Source organism: Vibrio sp. CB1-5 (genome assembly GCF_059412285.1).
Map to the genome: position 1 here is coordinate 92,809 of NZ_JBJHPB010000009.1, position 23,615 is coordinate 116,423.

Annotated in this window: 17 protein-coding genes; 7 read left to right on the forward strand and 10 right to left on the reverse strand. The window is 48.5% G+C overall.

Annotation, left to right across the window (positions count from 1 at the left end; translation table 11 throughout):
* On the forward strand, positions 1-984 hold the full coding sequence (gene rpoS / locus ACJB0T_RS09085; RefSeq protein WP_479288738.1) for an RNA polymerase sigma factor RpoS: 984 nt from the start codon (positions 1-3) through the stop codon (positions 982-984).
* Positions 985-1,059: 75 nt separating this feature from the next.
* On the opposite strand, the gene ACJB0T_RS09090 is transcribed toward rpoS, so the two are convergent.
* The 3 genes from ACJB0T_RS09090 to ACJB0T_RS09100 form a co-directional block, all read right to left on the reverse strand.
* Entirely contained in the window at positions 1,060-1,671 is a 612-nt protein-coding gene (locus tag ACJB0T_RS09090; RefSeq protein ID WP_042501174.1) for a TIGR04211 family SH3 domain-containing protein, read from the reverse strand.
* 220 nt (positions 1,672-1,891) lie between these two features.
* Entirely contained in the window at positions 1,892-3,154 is a 1,263-nt protein-coding gene (locus ACJB0T_RS09095) for an inorganic phosphate transporter (protein WP_479288739.1), read from the reverse strand.
* A gap of 123 nt (positions 3,155-3,277) precedes the next feature.
* Positions 3,278-3,958, reverse strand: coding sequence for a TIGR00153 family protein (locus ACJB0T_RS09100; RefSeq protein WP_338163505.1), 681 nt, complete (start codon positions 3,956-3,958; stop codon positions 3,278-3,280).
* A 206-nt stretch (positions 3,959-4,164) separates the two neighbouring features.
* Here ACJB0T_RS09100 and ACJB0T_RS09105 point away from each other — a divergent pair, with 206 nt between their 5' ends.
* Together ACJB0T_RS09105 and ACJB0T_RS09110 are read left to right on the forward strand one after the other, a co-directional pair.
* Entirely contained in the window at positions 4,165-5,682 is a 1,518-nt protein-coding gene (locus ACJB0T_RS09105) for a CYTH and CHAD domain-containing protein (RefSeq protein ID WP_479288740.1), read from the forward strand.
* A gap of 428 nt (positions 5,683-6,110) precedes the next feature.
* Positions 6,111-7,367 carry a methyl-accepting chemotaxis protein gene (locus ACJB0T_RS09110; protein ID WP_479288741.1) on the forward strand — a complete coding sequence of 419 codons (1,257 nt, stop codon included), beginning with the start codon at positions 6,111-6,113 and terminating at the stop codon, positions 7,365-7,367.
* Positions 7,368-7,507: 140 nt separating this feature from the next.
* On the opposite strand, the gene panC is transcribed toward ACJB0T_RS09110, so the two are convergent.
* The 7 genes from panC to sfsA form a co-directional block, all read right to left on the reverse strand.
* Positions 7,508-8,401: a pantoate--beta-alanine ligase gene (gene panC / locus ACJB0T_RS09115; protein ID WP_479288742.1), complete on the reverse strand. Its 894-nt coding sequence runs from the start codon at positions 8,399-8,401 to the stop codon at positions 7,508-7,510.
* Between the two features lie 8 nt (positions 8,402-8,409).
* Positions 8,410-9,204, reverse strand: a complete 795-nt coding sequence (panB, locus tag ACJB0T_RS09120) for a 3-methyl-2-oxobutanoate hydroxymethyltransferase (protein WP_042501188.1) — start codon at positions 9,202-9,204, stop codon at positions 8,410-8,412.
* Between the two features lie 24 nt (positions 9,205-9,228).
* Positions 9,229-9,714, reverse strand: a complete 486-nt coding sequence (gene folK, locus ACJB0T_RS09125; RefSeq protein WP_479288743.1) for a 2-amino-4-hydroxy-6-hydroxymethyldihydropteridine diphosphokinase — start codon at positions 9,712-9,714, stop codon at positions 9,229-9,231.
* Positions 9,714-11,069 carry a polynucleotide adenylyltransferase PcnB gene (gene pcnB / locus ACJB0T_RS09130; RefSeq protein ID WP_479288744.1) on the reverse strand — a complete coding sequence of 452 codons (1,356 nt, stop codon included), beginning with the start codon at positions 11,067-11,069 and terminating at the stop codon, positions 9,714-9,716. The genes folK and pcnB overlap by 1 nt, the downstream gene beginning before the upstream one ends.
* Before the next feature lie 87 nt (positions 11,070-11,156).
* Positions 11,157-12,044, reverse strand: coding sequence for a tRNA glutamyl-Q(34) synthetase GluQRS (gluQRS, locus tag ACJB0T_RS09135; RefSeq protein ID WP_479288745.1), 888 nt, complete (start codon positions 12,042-12,044; stop codon positions 11,157-11,159).
* Positions 12,045-12,124: 80 nt separating this feature from the next.
* Positions 12,125-12,571, reverse strand: coding sequence for an RNA polymerase-binding protein DksA (gene dksA / locus ACJB0T_RS09140; RefSeq protein ID WP_042501194.1), 447 nt, complete (start codon positions 12,569-12,571; stop codon positions 12,125-12,127).
* Positions 12,572-12,702: 131 nt separating this feature from the next.
* Positions 12,703-13,413 (reverse strand): DNA/RNA nuclease SfsA, encoded by a 711-nt coding sequence (gene sfsA, locus ACJB0T_RS09145; RefSeq protein ID WP_479288746.1) that lies wholly within the window; start codon positions 13,411-13,413, stop codon positions 12,703-12,705.
* A 50-nt stretch (positions 13,414-13,463) separates the two neighbouring features.
* Here sfsA and hrpB point away from each other — a divergent pair, with 50 nt between their 5' ends.
* From hrpB to acnB, 4 genes are all read left to right on the forward strand, one after another.
* Complete coding sequence (gene hrpB, locus ACJB0T_RS09150) at positions 13,464-15,932, forward strand: ATP-dependent helicase HrpB (RefSeq protein WP_479288747.1); 2,469 nt, start codon at positions 13,464-13,466, stop codon at positions 15,930-15,932.
* Positions 15,929-18,322, forward strand: coding sequence for a penicillin-binding protein 1B (gene mrcB, locus ACJB0T_RS09155; RefSeq protein WP_479288748.1), 2,394 nt, complete (start codon positions 15,929-15,931; stop codon positions 18,320-18,322). The genes hrpB and mrcB overlap by 4 nt, the downstream gene beginning before the upstream one ends.
* A gap of 76 nt (positions 18,323-18,398) precedes the next feature.
* A complete protein-coding gene (locus ACJB0T_RS09160; RefSeq protein ID WP_479288749.1) occupies positions 18,399-20,714 on the forward strand; it encodes a patatin-like phospholipase family protein in 2,316 nt (771 codons plus the stop codon).
* A gap of 302 nt (positions 20,715-21,016) precedes the next feature.
* Positions 21,017-23,614 (forward strand): bifunctional aconitate hydratase 2/2-methylisocitrate dehydratase, encoded by a 2,598-nt coding sequence (gene acnB / locus ACJB0T_RS09165; RefSeq protein WP_479288750.1) that lies wholly within the window; start codon positions 21,017-21,019, stop codon positions 23,612-23,614.
* Position 23,615 lies beyond the last annotated feature (1 nt).

Here is a 23,615-nt window from a genome sequence, read left to right on the forward strand (position 1 = left end):
ATGAGTATCAGCAATGCAGTAACCAAGAACGAAAACTTCGACACCAACAGTGAGACCGTTGATGTTGTAGAACCTACACTGACTAACGATGACGCCGCTACAGAAGCTGAAGACAAGGATTTGTACGATGCTTCTGCGAAAAGCTTAGACGCTACCCAGCTCTATCTTGGCGAAATCGGCTTTTCACCACTTTTGACCGCAGAAGAAGAAGTGCTCTACGCAAGGCGTGCATTGAAAGGCGATGAAGCAGCCCGTAAGCGCATGATCGAAAGTAACTTGCGATTAGTGGTTAAGATCTCTCGACGCTACAGTAACCGTGGTCTAGCGCTTCTCGATTTAATTGAAGAAGGCAACCTAGGCCTTATTCGTGCGGTAGAGAAGTTTGACCCTGAACGTGGCTTCCGTTTCTCAACGTACGCAACATGGTGGATTCGCCAAACGATAGAACGTGCTTTGATGAATCAAACGCGCACGATTCGTCTGCCTATCCATGTTGTAAAAGAGCTCAACATTTACCTGCGTACTGCGCGTGAACTGTCCCAAAAACTCGACCATGAGCCAACCGCTGAAGAGATCGCACAGAAGCTGGACAAGCCGGTCAGTGATGTCTCTAAGATGCTGCGACTCAATGAACGCATTAGTTCGGTTGATACGCCAATCGGTGGTGACGGTGAGAAAGCGCTATTGGACATCATTCCGGATTCAACGCACTCAGATCCAGAAGTCTCAACTCAAGATGACGACATTAAATCATCGCTTATCCACTGGCTTGATGAACTGAACCCGAAACAAAAAGAAGTGTTGGCACGACGCTTTGGGTTATTAGGCTATGAGCCTTCAACTCTCGAAGAAGTAGGTCGAGAAATCAATCTAACTCGTGAGCGTGTACGTCAGATTCAGGTCGAAGGTCTACGTAGACTGCGTGACATCCTAGTTAAGCAAGGCTTGAATATGGAATCACTGTTCAACTTTGATGACGATTAAATCTCTATCGAGCTAACCGCAATAAAAAAACCGCCGAAAGGCGGTTTTTTGTATTCAAAGCTATGTTTTAAAGCGTTATGCCCAGCCGTTAGGACTCTTCTTACGACGTGGAATAATGTGCGGAAGGATAAGGCCAAACAAAAGGCCGATACCCGCAACACCACCACCGTACATGAAGTAACGTAGTAGTAGGTCTTCTTTCTGTGTATCCAGCTTAGCGCGTAGCTCGCGGATTTCAGTTTGAGAAGATGTTAGCTGTGCGCTGATGTCAGAGTAGTTTTGCTCAAGCTCAGCAATTTGCTTATTGCGTGCTTCTAGCGAGCTGACTAGGCCTCCTTTCTCGCTGTCCGCTGTTTCGCGGGCATTCGATAGTTGAGATTTAACTTGCGTCAGCTCTTTCTCAAGACGAGGTAGGCGTACCGCCATGCTTTCTTGTGTTGTGACGAACTTCGACTCTACCCAGCCCTTACGGCCACGGCTGTCTTGAACTTGGGAGTAGCCCGTTTCACGGTTAGAAGATAGCAGTTGCACTTTGTCACCAGCGTTAATGCTGCCGATGATACGATACTGAGCGCTTGGCCCTGAGTGCAGATAGGTAAATAGCTTGTCAGCAATATATCGATCTTGAGCCAACGCCGCAGGAGCAGCGAGTAACGACACCATGATCATGCAGATCAGTTTTTTCACAGTAAGTCCCTTAAGTGTATCAATGGGGAATGATGAAGAAAGTAGCGCTGGCAGCAAGGCTGATACGCACTCTCAAATTGTAAACTTTTTAGAATGGGCAAATAGTATGAAGTTTCTTAACCGGGTGCAACAAAGAAGGGAGGCAAAGCCTCCCTTTATTTGAATTTGAGCCAAATATGACGTGAGCTTCACATCTCTCTGACTTAATCTAAGCCTTGGCTTATGCGCCAAATATCGCTTGCATCATGTAGTAGAATACCACTGCTAGCAGTGCGCCAGCAGGCAGGGTTACTACCCAAGAAGCCACGATGTTACGGACAACACCTAGGTTAAGCGCTGCGATACCACGAGCGAAACCAACACCCAATACCGCACCAACTAGAGTCTGTGTTGTAGAGATTGGCAGACCCGTACCAGATGCTAGAACAACGGTACACGCTGTTGCGAGTTGTGCTGCGAAACCGCGGCTTGGTGTTAGCTCTGTGATGCCGGTACCTACGGTTGCCATTACTTTATGACCCATAGTCGCAAGACCCACAACGATACCGATACCACCTAGAGGTAGAATCCACCATGCGATAGTGCTCTTCGCTGTGATTTCACCCATATGCTCAACCGTTGAAACAACAGCAGATAGTGGGCCAATCGCGTTTGCTACGTCGTTTGAACCGTGTGCAAATGCCATCGCACAAGCTGTGATAACCATAAGCACGCTGAAGATACCTTCTACGCCGCTAAAGCCGTGGTCTTCTTCACGGTCAGCAAATTTACGTTGGATGTAGATGTAACCGCCAATCATAACTAGAGCCGAAACGCCTGCAGCCCAAGCCCATGCTTCCATACCTTCAAGGTGTAGCCCTACGTGTTTTAGACCTTTCTTGATGGTTACCAGCGCAATCACCATTGTTGTGATGAACATGTACACTGGAACAAAGCGTTTGGCGTTAAACAGTGGCTTCTCAGTATCAAAGATCAGGCGCTGTGCACTGACGAAGATAAGGTAAGCGAAGAAACCAGAAATCACAGGCGTGATAACCCAGCTACCAACGATGCCTTTTACTGAGCCCCAGTCAACCGCTTCAGTACCCACTGACACACAAGCGAAACCGATGATCGCGCCGATGATTGAGTGAGTGGTCGATACCGGCCAGCCCATGTAAGAAGCGAGCAATAGCCAAGTACCTGCCGCCAATAGCGACGACATCATACCGAATACAAGAACGTCTGGCTGGTGAGCAAACAGCGAGGTTTCAATCACACCCTTACGGATAGTGTCTGTTACCTCACCGCCAGCAAGGTATGCGCCGGCGAATTCGAAGATCATCGCGATGATGATAGCTTGCTTAACTGTTAGAGCTTTAGAGCCAACAGAAGTACCCATTGCATTGGCAACATCGTTTGCACCGATACCGATCGCCATAAGGAAACCGAACATCGCCGCAACAAGAATCAGGATAGTGCCGTAGTTTGCAAGAATATCCATTGTAATACCTAGTTTTGTTTCATAACAAGCGGAGCAAAAGTCTGGCGCATGGCAATCTCTTAAGCATTGTCTGTGCTCAACGCCTAATACTTTTTCGCTCTTTGTTACTTAGTTAACGTGTGTTTAAGACCTAGACAGCATGAGTTCAAGACGAGCGCCTACGCGCTGAGCTTGATCTGCAATACCGCCGACCCATTCAAGAATTTTGTACAAGAACATGACATCGATAGGATTCATATCTTGTTCGAGCGTCATCAGTTGCTGACGAAGCTGGATTTGCATGGCATCGGTATCATCTTCGATGACATCGAGTTGGTGAATCATCTCTGCAACCAGAGTGACTTCACGACCTTTAAAGCCTGTCTCTAGCAGTTCATCCAGCTCGTTGATAACTTTTTGAGCTTGGTTGGCTGCATCAAGACAACGCTTCACGTAAGCGATGAAGTTTTCTTGAAGTGGCGCAGGAATGACAAGTTGGCGACCGTAAACACGACCGGCAATGTCTTTGGCAAGGTTGGCAAGCTTATCTTGCTGCGTCAGTAGCTCTAGCATATCGCTACGGTCTACAGGCAAGAACAGGCCGCGTGGTAGTTTAAGACGGATCTCACGTTTCAAAACGTCGGCTTCTTTCTCAAGATGAGAAATCTGCGCACGGATCTCCGCTGCTTTCTCCCAATCACCTTTCGAGCTAGTCTCGAAGAAGTTTACTAGATGAGAGCAACATTCTGTTACGCACACAACGTGGCGCTGCAAAGGCTTAATTGGGGACTTTGCAAATAACCCCATAATTGTATTTACTGGCATGGTTGTTCAACCTAATTAATATAACCTGAAATAAACATACACCAATATCATGGTGAAATGTTGAGCGATGGCTATAAAGGCGCGCATGTTAACCCATTAAAACGCCGATTTAAACTGTTTTAGATCATCATTTGGTTGATATTTGTCACTTGCTGATTAGTACAATTGCTCATATCCTGTTGTGAGTGTCCCCGAAAGGTAAAACTATGGAAACCGAGATAGAACTGAAGTTTTTTGTTTCTCCTGATTTTTCAGAAACTTTACTCAGCAAAATTGCTGAAACAAAAGTACTTCAGCACAGTTGTCGCGAGTTAGGAAACACTTACTTCGACACCCCCGATAACTGGCTTCGTCAGCATGACATTGGACTGAGAATTCGTCGTTTCGATGATGTTTTTGTACAAACCATGAAAACCGCCGGTCGCGTTGTTGCGGGATTACATCAACGTCCTGAATTTAATGCTGAACACACATCAAATGACCCAGATCTGACGTTACATCCCCTCGACATCTACCCAGAAGGGAGAAGTGTTGAAGAGCTGCAAGCGCAGTTGGTGCCGATTTTTGCCACCGACTTTACCCGTGAGCAATGGTTGATTGGTATGGCCGATGGCAGTCAAGTAGAAGTGGCGTTTGACCAAGGTTTAGTGTCATCTGGGGACAAAACTTATCCTATCTGTGAAGTTGAGCTCGAGCTTAAATCTGGGCAAACCGACGCGCTATTTACGCTTGCGCGCGCCTTCTGTGAAGCGGGCGGCATCCGTCTTGGTAACCTAAGCAAAGCCGCGCGGGGCTATCGTCTAGCGGCGGATTATGCCGGCGATCCGGTGAAAAGCTTGGAGCTGGTGGACACCACGGACACAGACAGCGTTGAAACCTGCTTTATTCAGTCTTTAGAGCATGCCTTGGCGCATTGGCACTATCACGAGCAGATCTACACCGAACACGAGTCGATTGAGGCGTTACTCGAGATCAGCCATGCACTAAGCTTTATACGTCAAACCTTGACCGTATATGGCAGCATTGTTCCACGACGCGCTAGTGCTATCGTTAGACAAGAGCTTAAATGGCTAGAACAAGAACTTGCTTGGCTGAAGAACTATGAACATTTTGAAACACTTTTGGAAGACAAAGGGCACGTGCTGCGTAAGCTTGATGCTCGAAAATTCCTCGTTTCAGAGCTCAAAGAGCGTGAGCAGGACCTGCCAGATCGCGAAGATATGTTACGACTGATTCATTCTGGGCGCTATGCGGGTCTGTTACTCGACCTTAGCCGCTGGATTTTATCTCGCGGTTGGCAGCCATTTTTAGATGATAAAGCTCGCGAGAAGATGGCTGAGTCAATCAAGCCATTTTCCATGCAGCAATTGGCGCGCACATGGGCTGAGCTGATGGGTGCCTTCCCGCCAGAAAAATTACTGTCACGTCAGGAATACATAGAGCAGCAGTATCGACTGATGCGCAACCTGTACACCGGTGTTGGGTTTGCCAGCTTATACAGCATGGAAGATCGTAATAACTTCCGTTTGCCATGGGCGGACTTGCTGCAAGGCATCGATGATTTGTTGATGTTAGAGCTTTTAGAGCCGCTGGTGGAAAAACTGGAAGGGGAAGAGCGTGAGCAGCTTGAGCGCTGGCTACGTCGCCAAGAGAGCTCGATTTTGCACGCCATGGAGCAAACTCGGCAAATCAGTATTGAAGCTGAGCCATACTGGCAAAACTAGTACGATGTGAATTGTCAAACGACTAAAGAGAGGCTTGCCTCTCTTTTTTGTCGATTGAGTATCGCTTTCGCTTAGTGGGTGTTACCGAATTACATTCTTTACACTGCTTCTGTGTCGTAGATCGAATCTTAGCATTTAGCGCAGTAAAACGCCTTTAGGAAGCTCCTCACCGGCCGATAGTAGCCATACCTTTGTAACGTTTGAGCTGGGGAGCCAACAAGGTAGAGATCACAAATCACACCATTAAAGACAATAAACTCAGAGGCTTGTTGTCAGTTTTGGTATCATTTGTATTCATACGAGGCTCAAAATAAATAATTCAGCTTCATGCTACCGACCCCTCAGCTCATAGAACTATGGCAAAACACATCGGTAGCACTGTTGGGGAAAGATTCCCCAACCAAGATACCAAGAATGGAGAACAGATAATGACCATACTGGCATTTAAGCCCTGGGAACGACTCATCACCGATGTTCGCCTTGTTCCTAAGATGTTAATGTTGATGATTTTTAGTACGGTGTTGCTGGTAAGTAAACAGCTTTGGGATGCCAGTACTTTTTATGACTCATTGCTCGCTGCGACCCAAAACGAAGCGGTGGCACAGCAGCACTATGAAGCCTACTTAATTCAAGTTGTATGGCAAACCGCATTGATGATCGTGTTGTTTGTTGTGCTCCTAATGTTCGCCGCGAAAACCATGCTCAAGCAGACTAACTACCTGAGTGACGCGATAAAACGTATGGCTGACAAAGATCTTACAGTTCCTGTGCTTATGGAATGTAAAGATGAATACGGCGATGTGGCGCGTGAGCTTGAGAAAACGCGTGTCCACCTGCAAGACATCATCAAGACTCAGGTGGCGACCTCTCAAGAGCTCGCGACGCTAACTGAAGTGATGACGCTTAGCATGTCTGAAACCAAAGAGTCCTCTCAAGAAGAGTTCCAAGAGATTGACCAGTTAGCGACGGCGATGAGCGAAATGACGTCAACAGTACAAACTGTGGCTGATCATGCGCACAACGCTTCGCAATTGACTGAACAAGCGTCGGGTCAAGCTGAGACAGGTCAGCGCTTTGTACAAGGCACCGTGACTAAGATGAGTGAGCTATCCAATGACATCTCTGCATCAGCACAGGCGGTGAACCAAGTGGAAGAGCGTGTTGAGTCGATTGGCAGCGTTGTGGGTACCATTCAGGGCATTTCAGAGCAAACCAACTTACTAGCGCTTAATGCAGCGATTGAAGCGGCACGTGCAGGTGAAGCCGGTCGCGGTTTTGCAGTGGTAGCGGATGAAGTACGTAACCTAGCGCAGCGCACGCAGCAGGCGACGGTTGAAATCCAAGAGATGATTTCTCACCTTCAATCGAGTGCCAATTCTGCAGTAGAGCTGATGGAGAAAAGTGTGGTTGAAGCGGCTGATGGCGTAGAGCTTGTGACCAATGCTGGCTCTGAGCTTGATGGCATCGTTAGCCAAGTCAATCAAATCAATGACATGAACTTCCAAATCGCGACAGCAGCGGGTCAGCAAAGCAGCGTGGCGGAAGAGATGAACCAAAACCTGACTAATGTTCGTGAGTTGGTTGAAGCGTCTGTAACTGTCGTGACAGAGCTTTTAGAGACATCAGAGATGATGCAAAACAACGCGGAAGAGTTGGACGGAAAGATCAAATCATTCAGAGTTTAGTTCGAACTCATTTCGTTTGAAGCACAAGGTTTAGATCATTAAAAAGCGGCTCACTTGATATCAAGTGAGCCGCTTTTCTATTTATTGATCATCGCCACTTAGTGGCTGTCCTTATTGGCTGACAACCACAATTTTGATGATTATTGATTCTCTTCGCTGCTTGTCTCTGGTTCTACAGAAGTTTGCGCAAGCTCAAGGACTTGATTGTCAATCAGGCGCGCTTTGCCCAAAAACGCTGACATCAAAATGACTGCTTGCGTCGAGCTCTCGTTGATCGCTTGTAGGGAGTGCGCATCACGAATGAAAATTTCATCCGGCTGTAGACCTGCTGCACGTAATTGGTCGCTCGCATCTTCAATGATAGATGGGTAGTCGTCACGGCCGCCGCGAATCGCGCTGTTCATCCAACGCATGGTTTTAGCCAGTACTGGTGCACGTTGACGCTCATCCATAGTTAGGTAGCCGTTACGTGAACTCATGGCGAGACCGTCCATCTCTCGGACAGTTGGCACACCAATGATCTCGATATTCATCGCCAGATCGCTCACCATTTGACGGATCAAAGCCAGCTGCTGGTAGTCTTTCTCACCAAAGCAAGCGACATCTGGTTGCACGATGTTAAACAGCTTAGTGACGATCGTAGATACGCCTCTAAAGTGCCCGGGGCGTGACGCGCCTTCGAGCATGTGTGAGATGCCAGGTACTTCAACAAACGTCTGTTTATCTAAACCTTGTGGGTACATTACTTCTGGTGTCGGTGTGAACACCAAATCGACGCCTTCAGCGGTCAGTTTGCTAAGATCATCGTCGAGTGTGCGAGGATAGTTGTTGAGATCATCCGCACGCTCAAACTGCATAGGGTTAACAAAAATACTCGCTACCACTACATCTGCATTCTCACGAGCTTTGCGCATCAGCGTTAGGTGACCTTCGTGAAGGTTACCCATAGTCGGAACAAAAGCAATTCGGCGTTGTTCACGCTTTAGCTGAGCAATTTGCTCTCTAAGTTCTGCAATATCAGCGAAAGTTTGCATGATTCCCCCTAGGCAATCGTATGAGCGTCGTCTGGGAAAGCACCGCTTTCCACATCCGCGATATATTTAGCAACGGCGCTGCGCATGTCACCCGTTTCAGCCAAAAAGTTCTTTGAGAATTTAGGCATGTAGTTCGCTGAGATGCCAAACATGTCATGCATAACTAGGATCTGACCATCGGTGCCATTACCAGCGCCAATGCCTATCACTGGAACATCCAGCACTTCCGTAATACGCGCTGCAAGTTCAGCAGGAACACACTCGAGTAGAATGATCTGCGCACCAGCTTCTTGTAGTGCAAGTGCGTCACGTACCATTTTGTCCGCGTTCTTTTGATCGCGGCCTTGTACCTTGTAGCCACCAAAGATGTTCACACTTTGTGGTGTTAGACCTAGGTGAGCACAAACTGGAACCGCGCGCTCAGTCAACATTCTTACTGTATCAACCAGCCAGTCGCCACCCTCTAGCTTCACCATGTTTGCGCCCGCGCGCATCAGTGTTGCTGCGTTCTCACACGCTTGTTGTGGGGTTGCGTAGCTCATGAACGGCATATCAGCCATCAATAAGCAGTTAGGGCTACCAGCACGCACTGCGCGCGTGTGATAGGCGATGTCTTCGACAGTCACTGGCAAAGTGTCGTTGTGGCCTTGCAGTACCATGCCGAGTGAGTCGCCGACTAAAATAACAGGCATCTCTTGGCTTTCAAACAACGCCGCAAAGCTCGCATCATACGCGGTGGATGTTGCAAATTTGCGACCTTCGTTTTTCCACTTCATGAGGTCGTTAATGTTGATTTTTTTCATTTTTAATCCTTATTAGGGGCTTGGCTAGGATTGCCAAACTCTGAGTCCATTGCGGTCGACTTGGTCTATAAGTGCCGTGAGCTCAGTCCCATCAGGGAGTTGTAAATTTGGTGCGATTTCCATAAGCGGATAGAGAACAAACTCACGTTGTTTCATTCCATAGTGCGGAACAGTTAAGCGCTCGGAATCGATCACCTCATTGCCATAAAGAATGATGTCGAGATCGAGAGTTCTTGGGCCCCATCTCTCATCTTTACGGACACGCCCACGTTCCAGTTCGATAGCTTGGGTGCAATCGAGCAGTTCCAAAGGCGTTAATTCGGTAGATACCTTTGCCACAGCATTGATGTAATCGGGCTGATTTTGTGGCCCCATCGGTGTGCTGCTGTAAAGGGAAGAGCAAGCGAGTAGCTCGCTCTTTGGTAGTGTTTTCAATGCCTCAATAGCCACTTTGGCTTGCGAGACAGGATCGGACAGGTTACTGCCTATCGCAATGTAGCAAATGGTCATTACTCAGCACTCTTCGCTTTTTTGGCTTTTGGGCTGCGTCTGCGACGTGAGCCAGTACGCGAGCTCGAACCACCAAGGTCATTCACCATTGCTTGACGCATATTTCGCCCAGCAGACTGGAACGTGCCCCACCATTTAGCTAGACCTGCCACTTCACCACCTTCGATTTCGCCACGCATTTCGAGGAAGTCGAAGCCGGCGCGGAACTTGTTGAGCTCCATAAGGCGGAAAGCACGTTTGCCAGAGCGGCGCGGTAAGCGAAGCTGAAGTTGCCAAATCTCGCGAATTGTCGCGGTGTGACGACGTGGAATGGCTGTAGATTTCACTTGCTCATCAAGGACAATGTTGCTGGCTTCCATCATGGCGTCATATTCGGACATACCGCGTTCCATGAGTTCTTTGGCATGCTCCATCATTGGGTACCAGAGCATGGCAGCAAACATAAACGCTGGATTGACGCGTTTACCTTCCTCGATGCGCTCATCAGTGGCATCAAGGACTAAATCAAGGACTTGCTCAGACTGAGATGAATAGTCCTCGGTAAAGTGCGGCGCAATGAGTGGGAACAACTGTTGGAACAAGTTGTACTCACGCATTAGGTGGTAGGTTTCTAAACCGTAACCAGATTGCAGCAGCTTGAGTGACTCTTCGTACAAACGTGCCGATGGGATGTCACGCAGCAGTGGCGCAAGCTCTTCAATCGGTGCTGCTGTATCTTCTTCGATATCAAAATCGAGTTTGGCGGCAAAACGAACCGCACGCAGCATACGAACAGGATCTTCACGATAGCGCACATCAGGCTCACCAATGAGGCGAATCAAACGGTCTTCAAGATCTTCAACACCGCCAGCGTAATCATGAATCGAGTAGTCACCAATGTTGTAGTACATCGCATTGATAGTGAAATCACGACGCTCGGCATCTTCATCAATACTGCCGTAGACATTGTCACGCAGCAACATGCCATCTTTGCTCTGTTGAGAGACGTTCTTTTCTTGCTCTTGGTGATGACCTCGGAACGTCGCGACCTCGATAATGTCACGCCCAAACATGATATGTGCAAGGCGGAAACGGCGGCCAATAAGGCGACAGTTTCGAAATAGCTTCTTGATCTGTTCTGGCGTTGCGTTAGTTGCTATATCGAAATCTTTAGGTTGTTCTCCAAGCAGCAGATCACGCACGCCACCACCAACGAGGTAGGCGTCATAACCTGCACCGTTTAAGCGGTATAGGACTTTTAACGCGTTATCGCTGATTTGCTTGCGCGAGATGTTGTGCTCGTCACGTGTATAAACCTGTAACGATATGTCACTATATACCTGATGAGCTTTCTGGGAATTTTCTTTTTTATTCATAGTATTAACGCAATTGAGGTTCGCGAAACTGGGTGGTTTTCACCCAAGTTTCGTGCCTGACGCATGAAATTTGCCGCTTATTCTAGCCTAGAGCGACCCATTTGAGAATGGTGGTTTGATTTTGAGCGGGTCTGGAAGCTGAGATAGCCGCCAATTCTCAACGCCCCACTGGATGATTTTGGTGATATTTTGACCGGCGATATCATCATTGATCTTAAAGCCTAGAAAGCGCATCGCATTAAGCAGAGTCGGTTTTGGGTTGTCGAGATCAATCGCTGTCGCATGATTTTGCTTGGACAATTTATTGCCACTATCATCAATCGCGAGCGGCAGATGCAAATAAGTGACAGGCGCGGCACCTAAAGTTTTGTACAAGCTGATTTGGCGCCCGGTTGGCTCGATGAGGTCTGCACCGCGCACCACTTCGGTGACACCTTGATAGATATCGTCGAGCACCACTGCTAGGTTATACGCAAACAAGCCATCACGACGTTTGATGATGAAATCTTCCTTAGCTAGGGCATCTGGGATCGCGAGTGTGCCGTGTTTCTCATCAACAAAAGAAGAAATGGGATAGTGCATTTTAAGGCGTACTGCGCAGCCTTGGCTGTCTGTAAGTGTTTTGTCGCGGCATGTCCCTTGGTAGAAACCACCTACAGCCTTAATTTGCTTACGAGTACACTCGCACAGATAGGCTTGCTTCTCTGCTAGCCAGCGGTCAATTTGCGCTTGATAGGCAGCTAGGCGCTGACTTTGGTATAAGACCTCACCATCCCAATGAAGCTCATAGGCTTTTAGGGTTTGCAGAATCAGCTCTGCGGCGCCTTCAACTTCTCGTGGTGGATCGATATCTTCGATGCGAACCAGCCAACGTCCATTCTGAGACTTAGCTTGAAAGTAACTACCTAGTGCAGCCACGAGAGAACCAAAATGAAGGGGGCCTGACGGAGAGGGGGCGAATCGACCAATATACATAGTGCTTAAAAATAGCCAGTGCTTAATTGTGTTTGAGGAGTGGATCAAAAAAGGGAGCGTGTGCTCCCTTTTTTCGCTTGTTAGCCTTGCATCTGTCTTTCTTTGATTTCTGCAAGTGTCTTACAGTCGATACACAAATCAGCTGTAGGACGCGCCTCTAAGCGGCGGATACCGATCTCGATACCACATGATTCACAGAAGCCAAAATCGTCTTCTTCAATCTTGTTTAGTGTCTTTTCGATCTTCTTAATCAAACGACGCTCGCGGTCACGGTTGCGTAGCTCTAGGCTGAACTCTTCTTCCTGAGAAGCTCTGTCAACCGGATCAGGAAAGTTAGCTGCTTCGTCTTGCATGTGGTGCACAGTACGATCAACTTCTTCCCTAAGTTGGTTGCGCCAAGCGCTTAAGATTTTAGTAAAGTGATCCAATTGAGGCTGTGACATGTATTCTTCACCAGCTTTTTCTTGGTATGGATCAACACCTGCAATGGCTAGGATGCCTAGCGCTTTTTTCTTAGATTCTGGCATGCAGCATCTCCTACTTACACCTAGTCAACTGTGCGAACAGTTAATTTTAAGGCGGGTATCTATAGCAAAAACAAATGCCGGAGGCAAACGATGTTTGTTAATCTTCTTCTCAATGTGAAGTGGCATCACTTTTAATTGAAATCCAGCGCCGATACGAGCCTAATTTCATTGTCAGAAAACGCTGCCTTATAACAAATCACTTCAACCCCAGCCTGCCTTGCTTGCTCAAGTAATTGTGAATATTTCGCATCTATATGGTGTGCCACTGACACTTTTTCAATCCCTGAATGCAAAACTGCGAAAAATAATACGGCTCTATGTCCGGTTTGAACCATTTCTGTGAGCTCTCGCAGGTGCTTCTGACCACGAGTGGTCTTGGCATCTGGAAAATACCCTTGCCCCGAATTGCCTTCATTCAGCAGTGTGACACTTTTTACTTCGATGTAGCAATCTGCGCGATCACTATCTTGCAATAAAATATCCACTCTGCTGTTTTCTTGACCGTATTTCACTTCCGTCTTTAGAGTTTGGTAACCAATCAGCTCTTTTACAACGTTATTCTCAATCGCTTCAACGACTAAAGTGTTGGCTTTGGCCGTATTGACGCAAATCGAATGTCCCGCTTTGGTGTGGGTCAGCTCCCAACTGTTTGGGTATTTGCGCTTTGGATTGTCGGAGGTGGAGTACCAAACGGTCGAACCTGGCTCAGCGCATCCCGTCATAGCACCGGTATTGGCGCAGTGAATGGTGATCTCCTCGCTATCGTTAAGGGTGATGTCAGCGAGGAAGCGTTTGTAACGCTGGATGAGTTTCCCTGATTTGAGTGGCGGATCGAAGTGCATTTTGAGGCCGTTTTTTATTAGAATGATGAACTTCATTACAACATAAGGTCATGCCCTTGTCACAGTTGCCTATCGAACTCGTGTTGCCACAGCTCACCCAAGCCATTGCTGCATCGAACCAAGTTATCCTTAAAGCGGCCACTGGCGCTGGTAAATCGACCCACTTCCCGTTGAGATTGCTGCAATCTGGCACTGTTAGCGGCAAGATTATTATGCTGGAGCCTCGGCGTATCGCGGCGCGCAACATTGCGGTCTATATCGCTTCTCTATTAGGTGAATCGGTGGGTAAGCAAGTAGGCTATCGCGTGCGAGGCGAGAGTAAAGTCAGTGCAGAAACAAAGCTAGAGATCGTGACTGAAGGTGTATTAACCCGCATGCTGCAAGACGATCCTGAGCTGACGGATATTGGGATGATCATCTTCGATGAATTCCATGAGCGCAGCTTGCATGCTGATACTGCGCTCGCTTTTGCGTTGGAGAGTCAAGAGGCGCTGCGTGATGATCTTTGTATTGTCGTAATGTCGGCAACTTTAGACGCCAATGATCTCAAACGGGTACTTCCTGATGCGCAATACATTGAATCTGAGGGGCGCTCTTTTTCCGTTGATATCGACTATCAGCCCATGTCGCAAAACGATCGACTGCCTGAGTTTATGGCGAAACAGATTGAGCGCTTGCTACTTCGTGAGTCGGGATCTTTACTCGCATTCTTACCTGGTGTGGGCGCGATTAAGCGAGTACAAGAGCTACTTGAGCAAGCGCATATTGAAGCTAGCATTTGTCCACTGTACGGACAGCTCGATTTTGCTGCGCAGCAAGCGGCAATCGCGCCGGCAAAGTTCGGTGAGCGTAAAGTCGTACTGGCAACTAATATCGCGGAAACTTCACTGACGATTGAAGGTATTCGCTTGGTGGTCGATTCTGGCCTCGAAAACCAAGCATGGTTTGATTTAAAAACCGGTATATCCCGTCTTGAACAGGGGCGTATTGCTCAGTCTTCGGCGATTCAGCGAGCTGGCCGAGCTGGACGAATAGAGTCAGGGCTGTGCGTTCGCCTTTATAGCGAGACTCAATTTCAATCACAGCCAGAGCAGAGTACCCCGGAAGTCTTGCGCAGTGACTTAGCCTCATTGCAACAAGAATTGATTCGCTGGGGCTGTAACGATGCCAGTGATCTTGCTTGGATTGATGCGCCGAAACACGCTCATCTTCAGCAGGCAAGCGACTTGCTGACCAAGCTCAAACTCATTGATAGTGCAGGAAAAGCCACGCAACTTGGTCAGAGGGCCTATCAGCTTGGCGTTGAGCCTCGCTTAGCCAGTATGTTATTGCAAGCAGAAGCGCTTGGTGAGCAAGCGCTTGGCTGTGCTATTGCGTTGTGTGCCTTGATTGAGGAGCCTGAGCGCAATGAAGTTGATATGCGTCAATCGCTGCATCGTTGGCAGCAAGGCACTATCGCGCGTCGCTCGCTTCTTATGCAGCGAGCCAAAGCCATCGCTTCTCGTCTCAAGCTTAACTTCTCACTTGGTCGTGTTGAGGAATCTTTACTTGGCGTTGTCGCAGCGTTGGCATTCCCCGATAGAATAGCGCTGGCGCGAAACCACTCAGGACATTATTTGCTTGCAAATGGTCACGGTGCTTCGTTGGATACTCAGCATCGCCTCTCTGATGAGACGCTGTTGGTAGCACTGGATTTAATGCGCGCAGGGCAGGGCAGCAGTGCGATTTACAAAGCGCTGCCGATTGATATCGATGAGTTGGAAAACACTCTACCGGGACTGATTGAAGCGGTCAACGTTGTTGATTGGGATGACGACAAGGGCCGACTCGTTGCGAGTGAGCAGCGCCGTATTGGTGCAGCGGTGATTACCAGCCATGAGATCCCTGTGCCAGATGACGCAGATATTGCCAGTGCCTTGCTTGGGTATGTTCGTCGCAAAGGGCTAGACGCCTTAAACTGGAGTGACAGTGCTGAGGCGCTTATCCAGCGAGTGCAATGCGCAGCCCTATGGTTGCCAGAAGACAACTGGCCAACCATGAGTCAAGAAGCATTACTTGTTGACCTTGAGCAGTGGCTACTGCCTTTTATGTCAGGCATTAGTAACGCCAAGCAGCTAAAGAAAGTGGATCTAATGGCCGCCTTAGGAGCGATGCTGGGTTGGGATAAGCAAAGGCTACTCGACGAGCTTGTGCCCACGCACCTTACCGTGGCGTCAGGTAATCGAAAACGGATTCGTTATCAGGTAGGAGAAGCACCGATGCTATCGGTGAAGTTGCAAGAGATGTTTGGAGAAAAAGCGTCACCAACCATTGCTCGCGGTACTCAGGCAATTGTGCTTGAGCTGCTTTCACCTGCGCAAAGGCCACTGCAAATCACCCGCGATCTCGCGGCGTTTTGGCAGGGAGCCTATAAAGAAGTACAAAAAGAGATGAAAGGGCGTTACCCCAAACATCCTTGGCCGGATGATCCGATGAATCATCAGGCGACCAGTAAAACCAAAAGACAACTAAATTCATGATAGTAAGAAATAAACAAGCGGCGCCGGGCAAGAAACCTGCGCCAAAGAAAACGCCTGCCAAAACGGCGACAAAACGCAAAACAACGCCACGTCGTCCAAAGCGCAAATCGACGCGCGGTAAGAAAGGTAAAGTGGGCTTAGGCAAACGTCTATTTTCCATAGGTTGGAAACTGGCGTTAGTTGGCGCGGTTGCGATGGGGGCGGTGATTTACTACTTGAATCAAGTTGTAAAAGAGCGCTTTGAAGGGGAGTTATTTGAGCTGCCGACAGTGGTTTATGCTCGAGTGCTTAACCTCTCTGTGGGGGATGCAATTACGCCGGCTCAGCTTCGTAATGAATTGGACGTACTTAGCTATCGCAAGGTGTCTGCGCCGCGGCATCCCGGAGAGTATTCGTCCTCATCAACGAAAATAGAGCTGATTCGTCGTCCATTTGAATTTGCGGATGGCCCTGAGCCTGATCGCCATGTGATGCTTTATTTCAATGACGGCACACTGTCTCGCATTCAATCGCTAGAGCAAAAGGGCGATCTAGGCTTTTTGCGTATTGAACCGAAAATGCTGGGTATGCTTGAGAAACAGGCGGATGAACAGCGTCTGTTCTTAAGACGTGACCAGTTCCCAGAGATCATGATCGATGCATTGATTGCCACCGAAGACAGAGATTTCTATCAACATGACGGTATTTCGCCAACGGCGATCGCGCGTGCTTTTTTCGCTAATATTCGCGCCGGACGCACCGTGCAGGGTGGTAGCACGCTGACCCAGCAGCTAGCGAAAAACCTATTTTTAACCAGTGAACGAACCTTGTGGCGTAAGGTACGTGAGGTGTTGATTGCGCTGATTTTGGATTACCGCTACAGCAAAGATCAGATCCTAGAAGCGTACTTAAACGAAGTGTATTTGGGGCAAAGCCGAGGTGAAGCGATACACGGTTTTGGTCTGGCGGCGCGTTTGTACTTTGGTCAGCCGCTGCAAGATTTGCGTATTGATCAGCTTGCGCTGTTGGTCGGCATGGTTAAAGGACCGTCTTACTACAACCCTATTCGTCATCCAGAGCGAGCGAGGCAGCGCCGCGACTTGGTCCTAAAGCTGATGATGGATCAAGAGATGCTTACTGGGCGTGAGTTTGAAATGGCCGCATCGCGCGATTTGGATCTGCAAAAAAATCCGCAGATCGCCAGTCGTCAGCCTGCTTATTTCCAGCAGCTTAAGCGAGAGCTTAGCCGTAAGGTCGGCGACAAAATTAAGGCATCAAAAGGTGTCAGGATCTATACATCACTCGATCCGGTATCGCAGGATAAGCTAGAAAAAGCGATCGCAAAGCGTGTTCCTCAGCTTGAGAAAACGTCAGGTAAAGGACTAGAAGCCGCAGCGGTTGCGGTGGATAGAACAACGGGTGAGATCCGCGCTATGGTGGGCGGTAAACGCACCGGATACAGCGGCTTCAACCGAGCGCTGAATGCCAGTCGCCCTATTGGTTCTTTGGTGAAACCTGCAGTCTACTTGACTGCTTTAGAGCAGCCAGAGAAGTATGACTTAGCGACGACATTGCAAGACACACCACTGACCTTAAAGGGCAGCAAGGGCAATGTGTGGCAGCCACGTAACTACGATCGTAAGTTCCGTGGTGATGTGCCTTTGTATCAAGCTTTGGCGAAATCTCTAAACGTACCGACCGTGCGTCTTGGCATGTCTTTGGGCATTAAAAACGTGTCCGATACTTTAGTGCGCCTTGGTGTCGATGCTGACGAAATCCGTCCTGTACCATCGATGTTCCTAGGAGCGATCTCGTTGACGCCTTATCAAGTGGCGCAGATGTACCAAACGCTGTCAAACTCAGGGCGCCAAGCAGAGCTATCAGCGTTGCGCTCAGTGGTTACCGTCGATGGCGATGTGATTTACCGCTCGCTACCAAAAGCGAGTCAGAAAGTGCCTCAGCAAGCGGCATGGCTGACCACCTTTGCGATGAAAAAAGGCGTAGCAGAGGGCACGGGGCGTTACTTAAACAGCCAATTTGCTTGGGCGGCACTGGCAGGTAAAACTGGTACCAGTAACGATACCCGGGACAGTTGGTTTGTCGGTGTGGATGGGCGTGAGGTCACCACTATTTGGGTCGGCCGTGATGACAACAAGTCGACCAAACTGACGGGTTCAAGTGGTGCATTGCGCGTTTACTCCGATTACCTGGCTGCACGTATCCCAGAGCAGCTCATTTTACCGTGGCCTAAGAGCATCAGTATTATTGGTTTTCAGTCGCAGCAAGGTGGTGCGCTGCAGCTTGATTGCGGTAATCAGTTCGAGTTACCGGTGTGGGATGAAGGTGGTGAGCTTAAAGCATCGTGTGACAACCAACCCAAACAGTGGATAAAAAATCTATTTGATTGGTAAATTGGATTAGTGTTAATTATATGGAGACTAGTTAATATACTGATATATTAACCATAATTATTAAGCGCTTTTAGGGATGAATGTGAAACGCCTGACTCATTGGCTTTTAGCCGTCGCCACCTTCTCTTGCAGTGGAGTGCTGGCCGCACAAAACACGACACCAAAGGCAGAACATGCTAATGAGCGTCCAACCATTGGGGTGGTGCTTGCCGGCGGCGGTGCGAAAGGCGCCGCGCACATTGGTGTCCTAAAAGCGCTAGAAGAGATACAAATACCGGTGGACATCATCACCGGTACCAGCATGGGTGCCTATGTCGGAGGGCTTTATGCCACGGGCATGAGCGCCGAAGAGATTGAAAGCTTCATCTACACGGTTGATTGGAATAATGGTTACCGCGATCGCGTTAACCGCAGTCAGCGCCGTATCCGCGATAAAGAAGCCGAAGACCGCTATCAAATCCGTACCGATATTGGCTTGCATTTTGGTTCCATCGAAGCACCGAAAGGGGTGGTTCAGGGACAAAATATGCTGCGTATTTTGCGCAAAACCACAGGCAATCTTCCTCAGTTTGAATCCTTTGACGAACTTGCTATTCCATATCGCTCGGTTGCGACTGACATCCTTAAACTTGAACCCGTGGTCATGGAAGATGGCTATCTGGTTGATGCCATGATGGCCAGCATGTCTGTGCCGGGTGCCCTTCCTCCTTATGAAGTTGATGGCTATCTGTTGGTCGATGGCGGCGTGACCAACAACATGCCAGTTGAACTCGCTAAACAGATGGGTGCTGACATCATTATAGCGGTGGACATCAGCAGTGATTACAAAACTCGTGACGATTTCAATAGCTTCTTTGCTGTCGGTGAGCAATTGTCTAACTACTTGGTAAGACGTAGCACTGAAGAGCAGATGCAAGCCCTAGAGGAGGGTGATATCTACCTTCATCCGGGGGTTGGACAAATCGCGACCACAGACTTTTCCTCCATGCCTCGTGCCTATGAACTTGGCTATCAAGTGGCGTATCAAAATGAGCAGCAGCTGCGTGCCTTGTCGGTCAATGGTGCACAATATCAGCACTATATTGATGACAAGCAAGCGGCGAGACGTGAGTTGGTGTACGGTGACGAGAATGTTATCGATAAAATCGTGATTAATAATCAGAGCCACTACAGTGATGAGCTTATAACCACTCGCCTTGGTCTAACCGCGGGTGAAGTGTTAGAAACCGATGAAATTGAACAGCGTATCGAAGAGCTGTATGCCCTCGATCGTTTTGAGCTGATTACCTACCAGTACAAAGAGGTCGATGGTGAGACCAATCTGTTAGTCAATGTGAAGGAAAAGTCCTGGGGTCCAAACTACATGGACTTTCGCTTTTACCTTGAGGAAGACTTTAACGCCAATAGCTTCTATTCCATTGGTGTGAGTACCAACTTTACTGATCTCAACGACCGTGGTGCAGAACTTCGTGTCAACGCTGACTTTGGTACTGATAAGCGTGTTGAGGCAGAGCTATATTCGCCGTTTATGCTCAACCAGGACTTCTTTTGGTTAGCGGGCGTAAAATACAGCAGCGACAAACGCAATGTACTTTGTGAGATTAACACCACTGCAGATGATTGTGTGGACCCAGCCCTTAAAGGCAAGGCGGACTTTATTCCTGTTACGTATCGTGAGTGGGAAGGTGAACTTGCTGCAGGTTATCAACCAACATTATGGCAAGAGTTCAAGTTAGGTGCTCGATACACAGTGGGCGAATCGATAGTGTCTCCGCTACCATCGGCAGGGAAGTTCGACTTCGACCGTAAAGGTCTGTTTGTCAATTACCGCCTCGATACCCTCGATGACTTCGTTCTGCCGACCAAAGGCTGGTATGTTAATCTGGAGTACTTACACTCTCACGATAGCGGAGACCAAAACTTAAATACCGAAGCGTCGAGTTTTTCGGATTATGCCAAAGAAATCACGGTGGAGACGAAATATGCACGCACGATTGGGCGCAATACCTTCGTTGGTTCTGTCGATGTAGGGATGATCTCCACGGAGAATGACTCTCTACCTGTTAGCCCCCGAGAGCTTGGCGGATTCTTGAATTTATCCGGTATCCCACGCAACAGTTTGATAGGTCAGAATAAAGCCTATGGAAGCTTAGTCTACCGCTACCGCTGGTTTGATAATGACTTTGGTATGTTCCAGTCCCCGGTCTATTTGGGGGCCTCTGCTGAATATGGTGGCGTATGGACAGATGAGGGTATTTCGGATGCACCGTTATTTTTAGCCGGTTCGGTGTTTGCGGGTATCGACTCTCCGGTTGGACCGATTATGCTTTCATACGGCCAAGTGGAAACGGGACTGCGTTCGTTCTACTTAATCATTGGTTCAGCATACTAGCCCAGCTATCACTAAGGTTGATACCGAACATAAATGCAAAAAATGAAGGACCAATTTGACGCTAACGCGTTGCGACTTTAGTCGGAAATCGTTGATTTTTACTCAAACTTGCAATGTTGGTCAAAATGGGAAGATTTTAATTTAACGTTAAATTTGGTATCCTTCGCCCCACAGTTTGGCCTCTCTGGCGCTGTTGATTCAATTAGTTGAAGACGACCAATGGCAAGGGAGAGCCAAGTTTCCAAGGATGTCCACTCCGAATTCTAATTATAAGGAGGGACCGCAATGAGAGGAAAAAAGTCGTGCTTGAAGCCTATCGTAAACACGTCGAAGAGCGTGCTGCTGAAGGAGTTGTTCCTAGACCCTTAGACGCTGAACAAGTTGCAGGACTTGTTGAATTACTAAAGAACCCGCCTCAAGGTGAAGAAGAGTTTATCCTTGATCTCCTAGAGAACCGTATCCCACCAGGTGTTGATGAAGCTGCTTACGTTAAAGCCGGCTTTCTGACGGCCATTACCAAAGGTGAAGTGGAATCACCTCTAGTGAGCCGTGAAAAAGCAGCGCAACTGCTTGGTACGATGCAAGGCGGTTACAATATCGAATCTCTCGTGTCATTGCTCGATGACGCAGAGCTCGCCCCTATCGCGGTTAAAGCCCTATCACACACGCTACTGATGTTCGATGCATTCTACGATGTCGAAGAGAAAGCTAAAGCTGGCAATGCTTATGCGAAGCAAGTGATGACCTCATGGGCTGAAGCAGAATGGTTCCTATCGAAACCTGAGCTTCAAGAGAAGATCACGCTGACCGTATTTAAGGTAACGGGTGAGACAAACACCGATGACCTATCTCCAGCACCAGATGCATGGTCGCGCCCAGATATCCCTGTACACGCGCTAGCTATGCTTAAGAACGCTCGCGATGGTATTGAACCGGATCAACAAGGCTCAATTGGTCCAATCACACAGATCGAAGCGCTTAAAGAGAAAGGTCACCAGCTAGTTTATGTCGGTGACGTTGTTGGTACGGGCTCTTCTCGTAAATCAGCGACTAACTCAGTGCTTTGGTTCATGGGTGATGATATCCCTAACGTACCAAACAAACGTGCTGGCGGTTACGTACTTGGTGGTAAGATTGCCCCTATCTTCTTCAACACAATGGAAGATGCAGGCGCGCTACCTATTGAAGTTGACGTGACTAAGCTGAATATGGGTGACGTGATAGATGTTTATCCATACGAAGGCAAAGTCTGTGACCACGCTTCTGGCGAAACGCTGGCTGAGTTTGGTCTAAAAACAGATGTACTGATTGATGAAGTCCGTGCTGGTGGTCGTATTCCACTGATCATTGGTCGTGGTCTAACAGACAAAGCACGTCAATCACTAGGTCTTGCACCTTCTGAAGTGTTCCGTCTTCCTGTAGCTGCTGAAGATACTGGTAAAGGCTACACACTTGCTCAGAAGATGGTAGGTAAAGCATGTGGCGTTGAAGGTATTCGTCCTGGCACTTACTGTGAGCCGAAGATGACAACGGTTGGCTCTCAAGATACAACCGGTCCTATGACGCGTGATGAGCTTAAAGACCTTGCGTGTCTAGGCTTCTCTGCTGACCTCGTGATGCAGTCTTTCTGTCACACGTCTGCATATCCAAAACCAGTTGATGTGAACACGCACCACACGTTGCCGGACTTCATTATGAACCGCGCGGGTGTATCACTTCGTCCAGGTGACGGTGTTATCCACTCATGGCTAAACCGCATGCTACTGCCGGATACAGTAGGTACTGGTGGTGACTCTCATACGCGTTTCCCTCTAGGTATTTCTTTCCCAGCAGGCTCTGGTCTAGTTGCATTTGCTGCGGCTACGGGCGTTATGCCACTGGATATGCCTGAGTCTATCTTGGTACGCTTTAAAGGCGAGATGCAACCGGGTATCACGCTACGTGACCTTGTTCATGCCATCCCTTACTACGGCATCAAGCAAGGCCTGTTGACGGTTGAGAAGGCAGGTAAGATCAACGAATTCTCTGGTCGTATTCTAGAGATTGAAGGTGTTGAGCACCTAACAGTTGAGCAAGCGTTTGAGCTATCGGACGCATCCGCTGAACGTAGTGCAGCGGGTTGTACGGTCAAGCTGTCTCAAGACTCTATTTCTGAGTACCTAAGCTCGAACATCACTATGCTTAAGTGGATGATCTCTGAAGGCTATGGCGACCGCCGTACCATCGAGCGTCGTATCACTGGCATGGAAGAGTGGCTAGCAAACCCTGAGCTCATGACGGCTGACGGTGATGCAGAATACGCTCACGTGATTGAAATCGACTTGGCTGATGTGACAGAACCAATTCTGTGTGCGCCAAACGACCCAGATGATGCTCGTCTACTATCTGACGTTCAAGGTACTGAAATCAGTGAAGTATTCATTGGTTCATGTATGACGAACATCGGTCACTTCCGTGCGGCTGGGAAACTGTTAGAGAAGTACAACGGACAGCTTGATACCCGTCTATGGGTTGCACCTCCAACGAAGATGGACCGAGACCAGCTCACAGCAGAAGGTTACTACGGTATCTTCGGTCGTGCGGGAGTTCGTATTGAGACCCCGGGCTGTTCACTATGTATGGGTAATCAAGCTCGCGTAGCGGATGAAGCGACGGTTATGTCGACATCAACCCGTAACTTCCCGAACCGTCTAGGTACAGGTGCAAATGTATACCTAGCGTCTGCAGAGTTGTCTTCAGTCGGTGCGATTCTTGGTAAGATCCCAACGAAGGAAGAATACCTAGAATACATGAAGCAGATTGACCCAACAGCAGCGGATACTTACCGTTACCTAAACTTCCATCGCATGGCAGAGTACACGGAAAAAGCTGACACGGTGATTTTCCAAGAGCCTGCGTAAT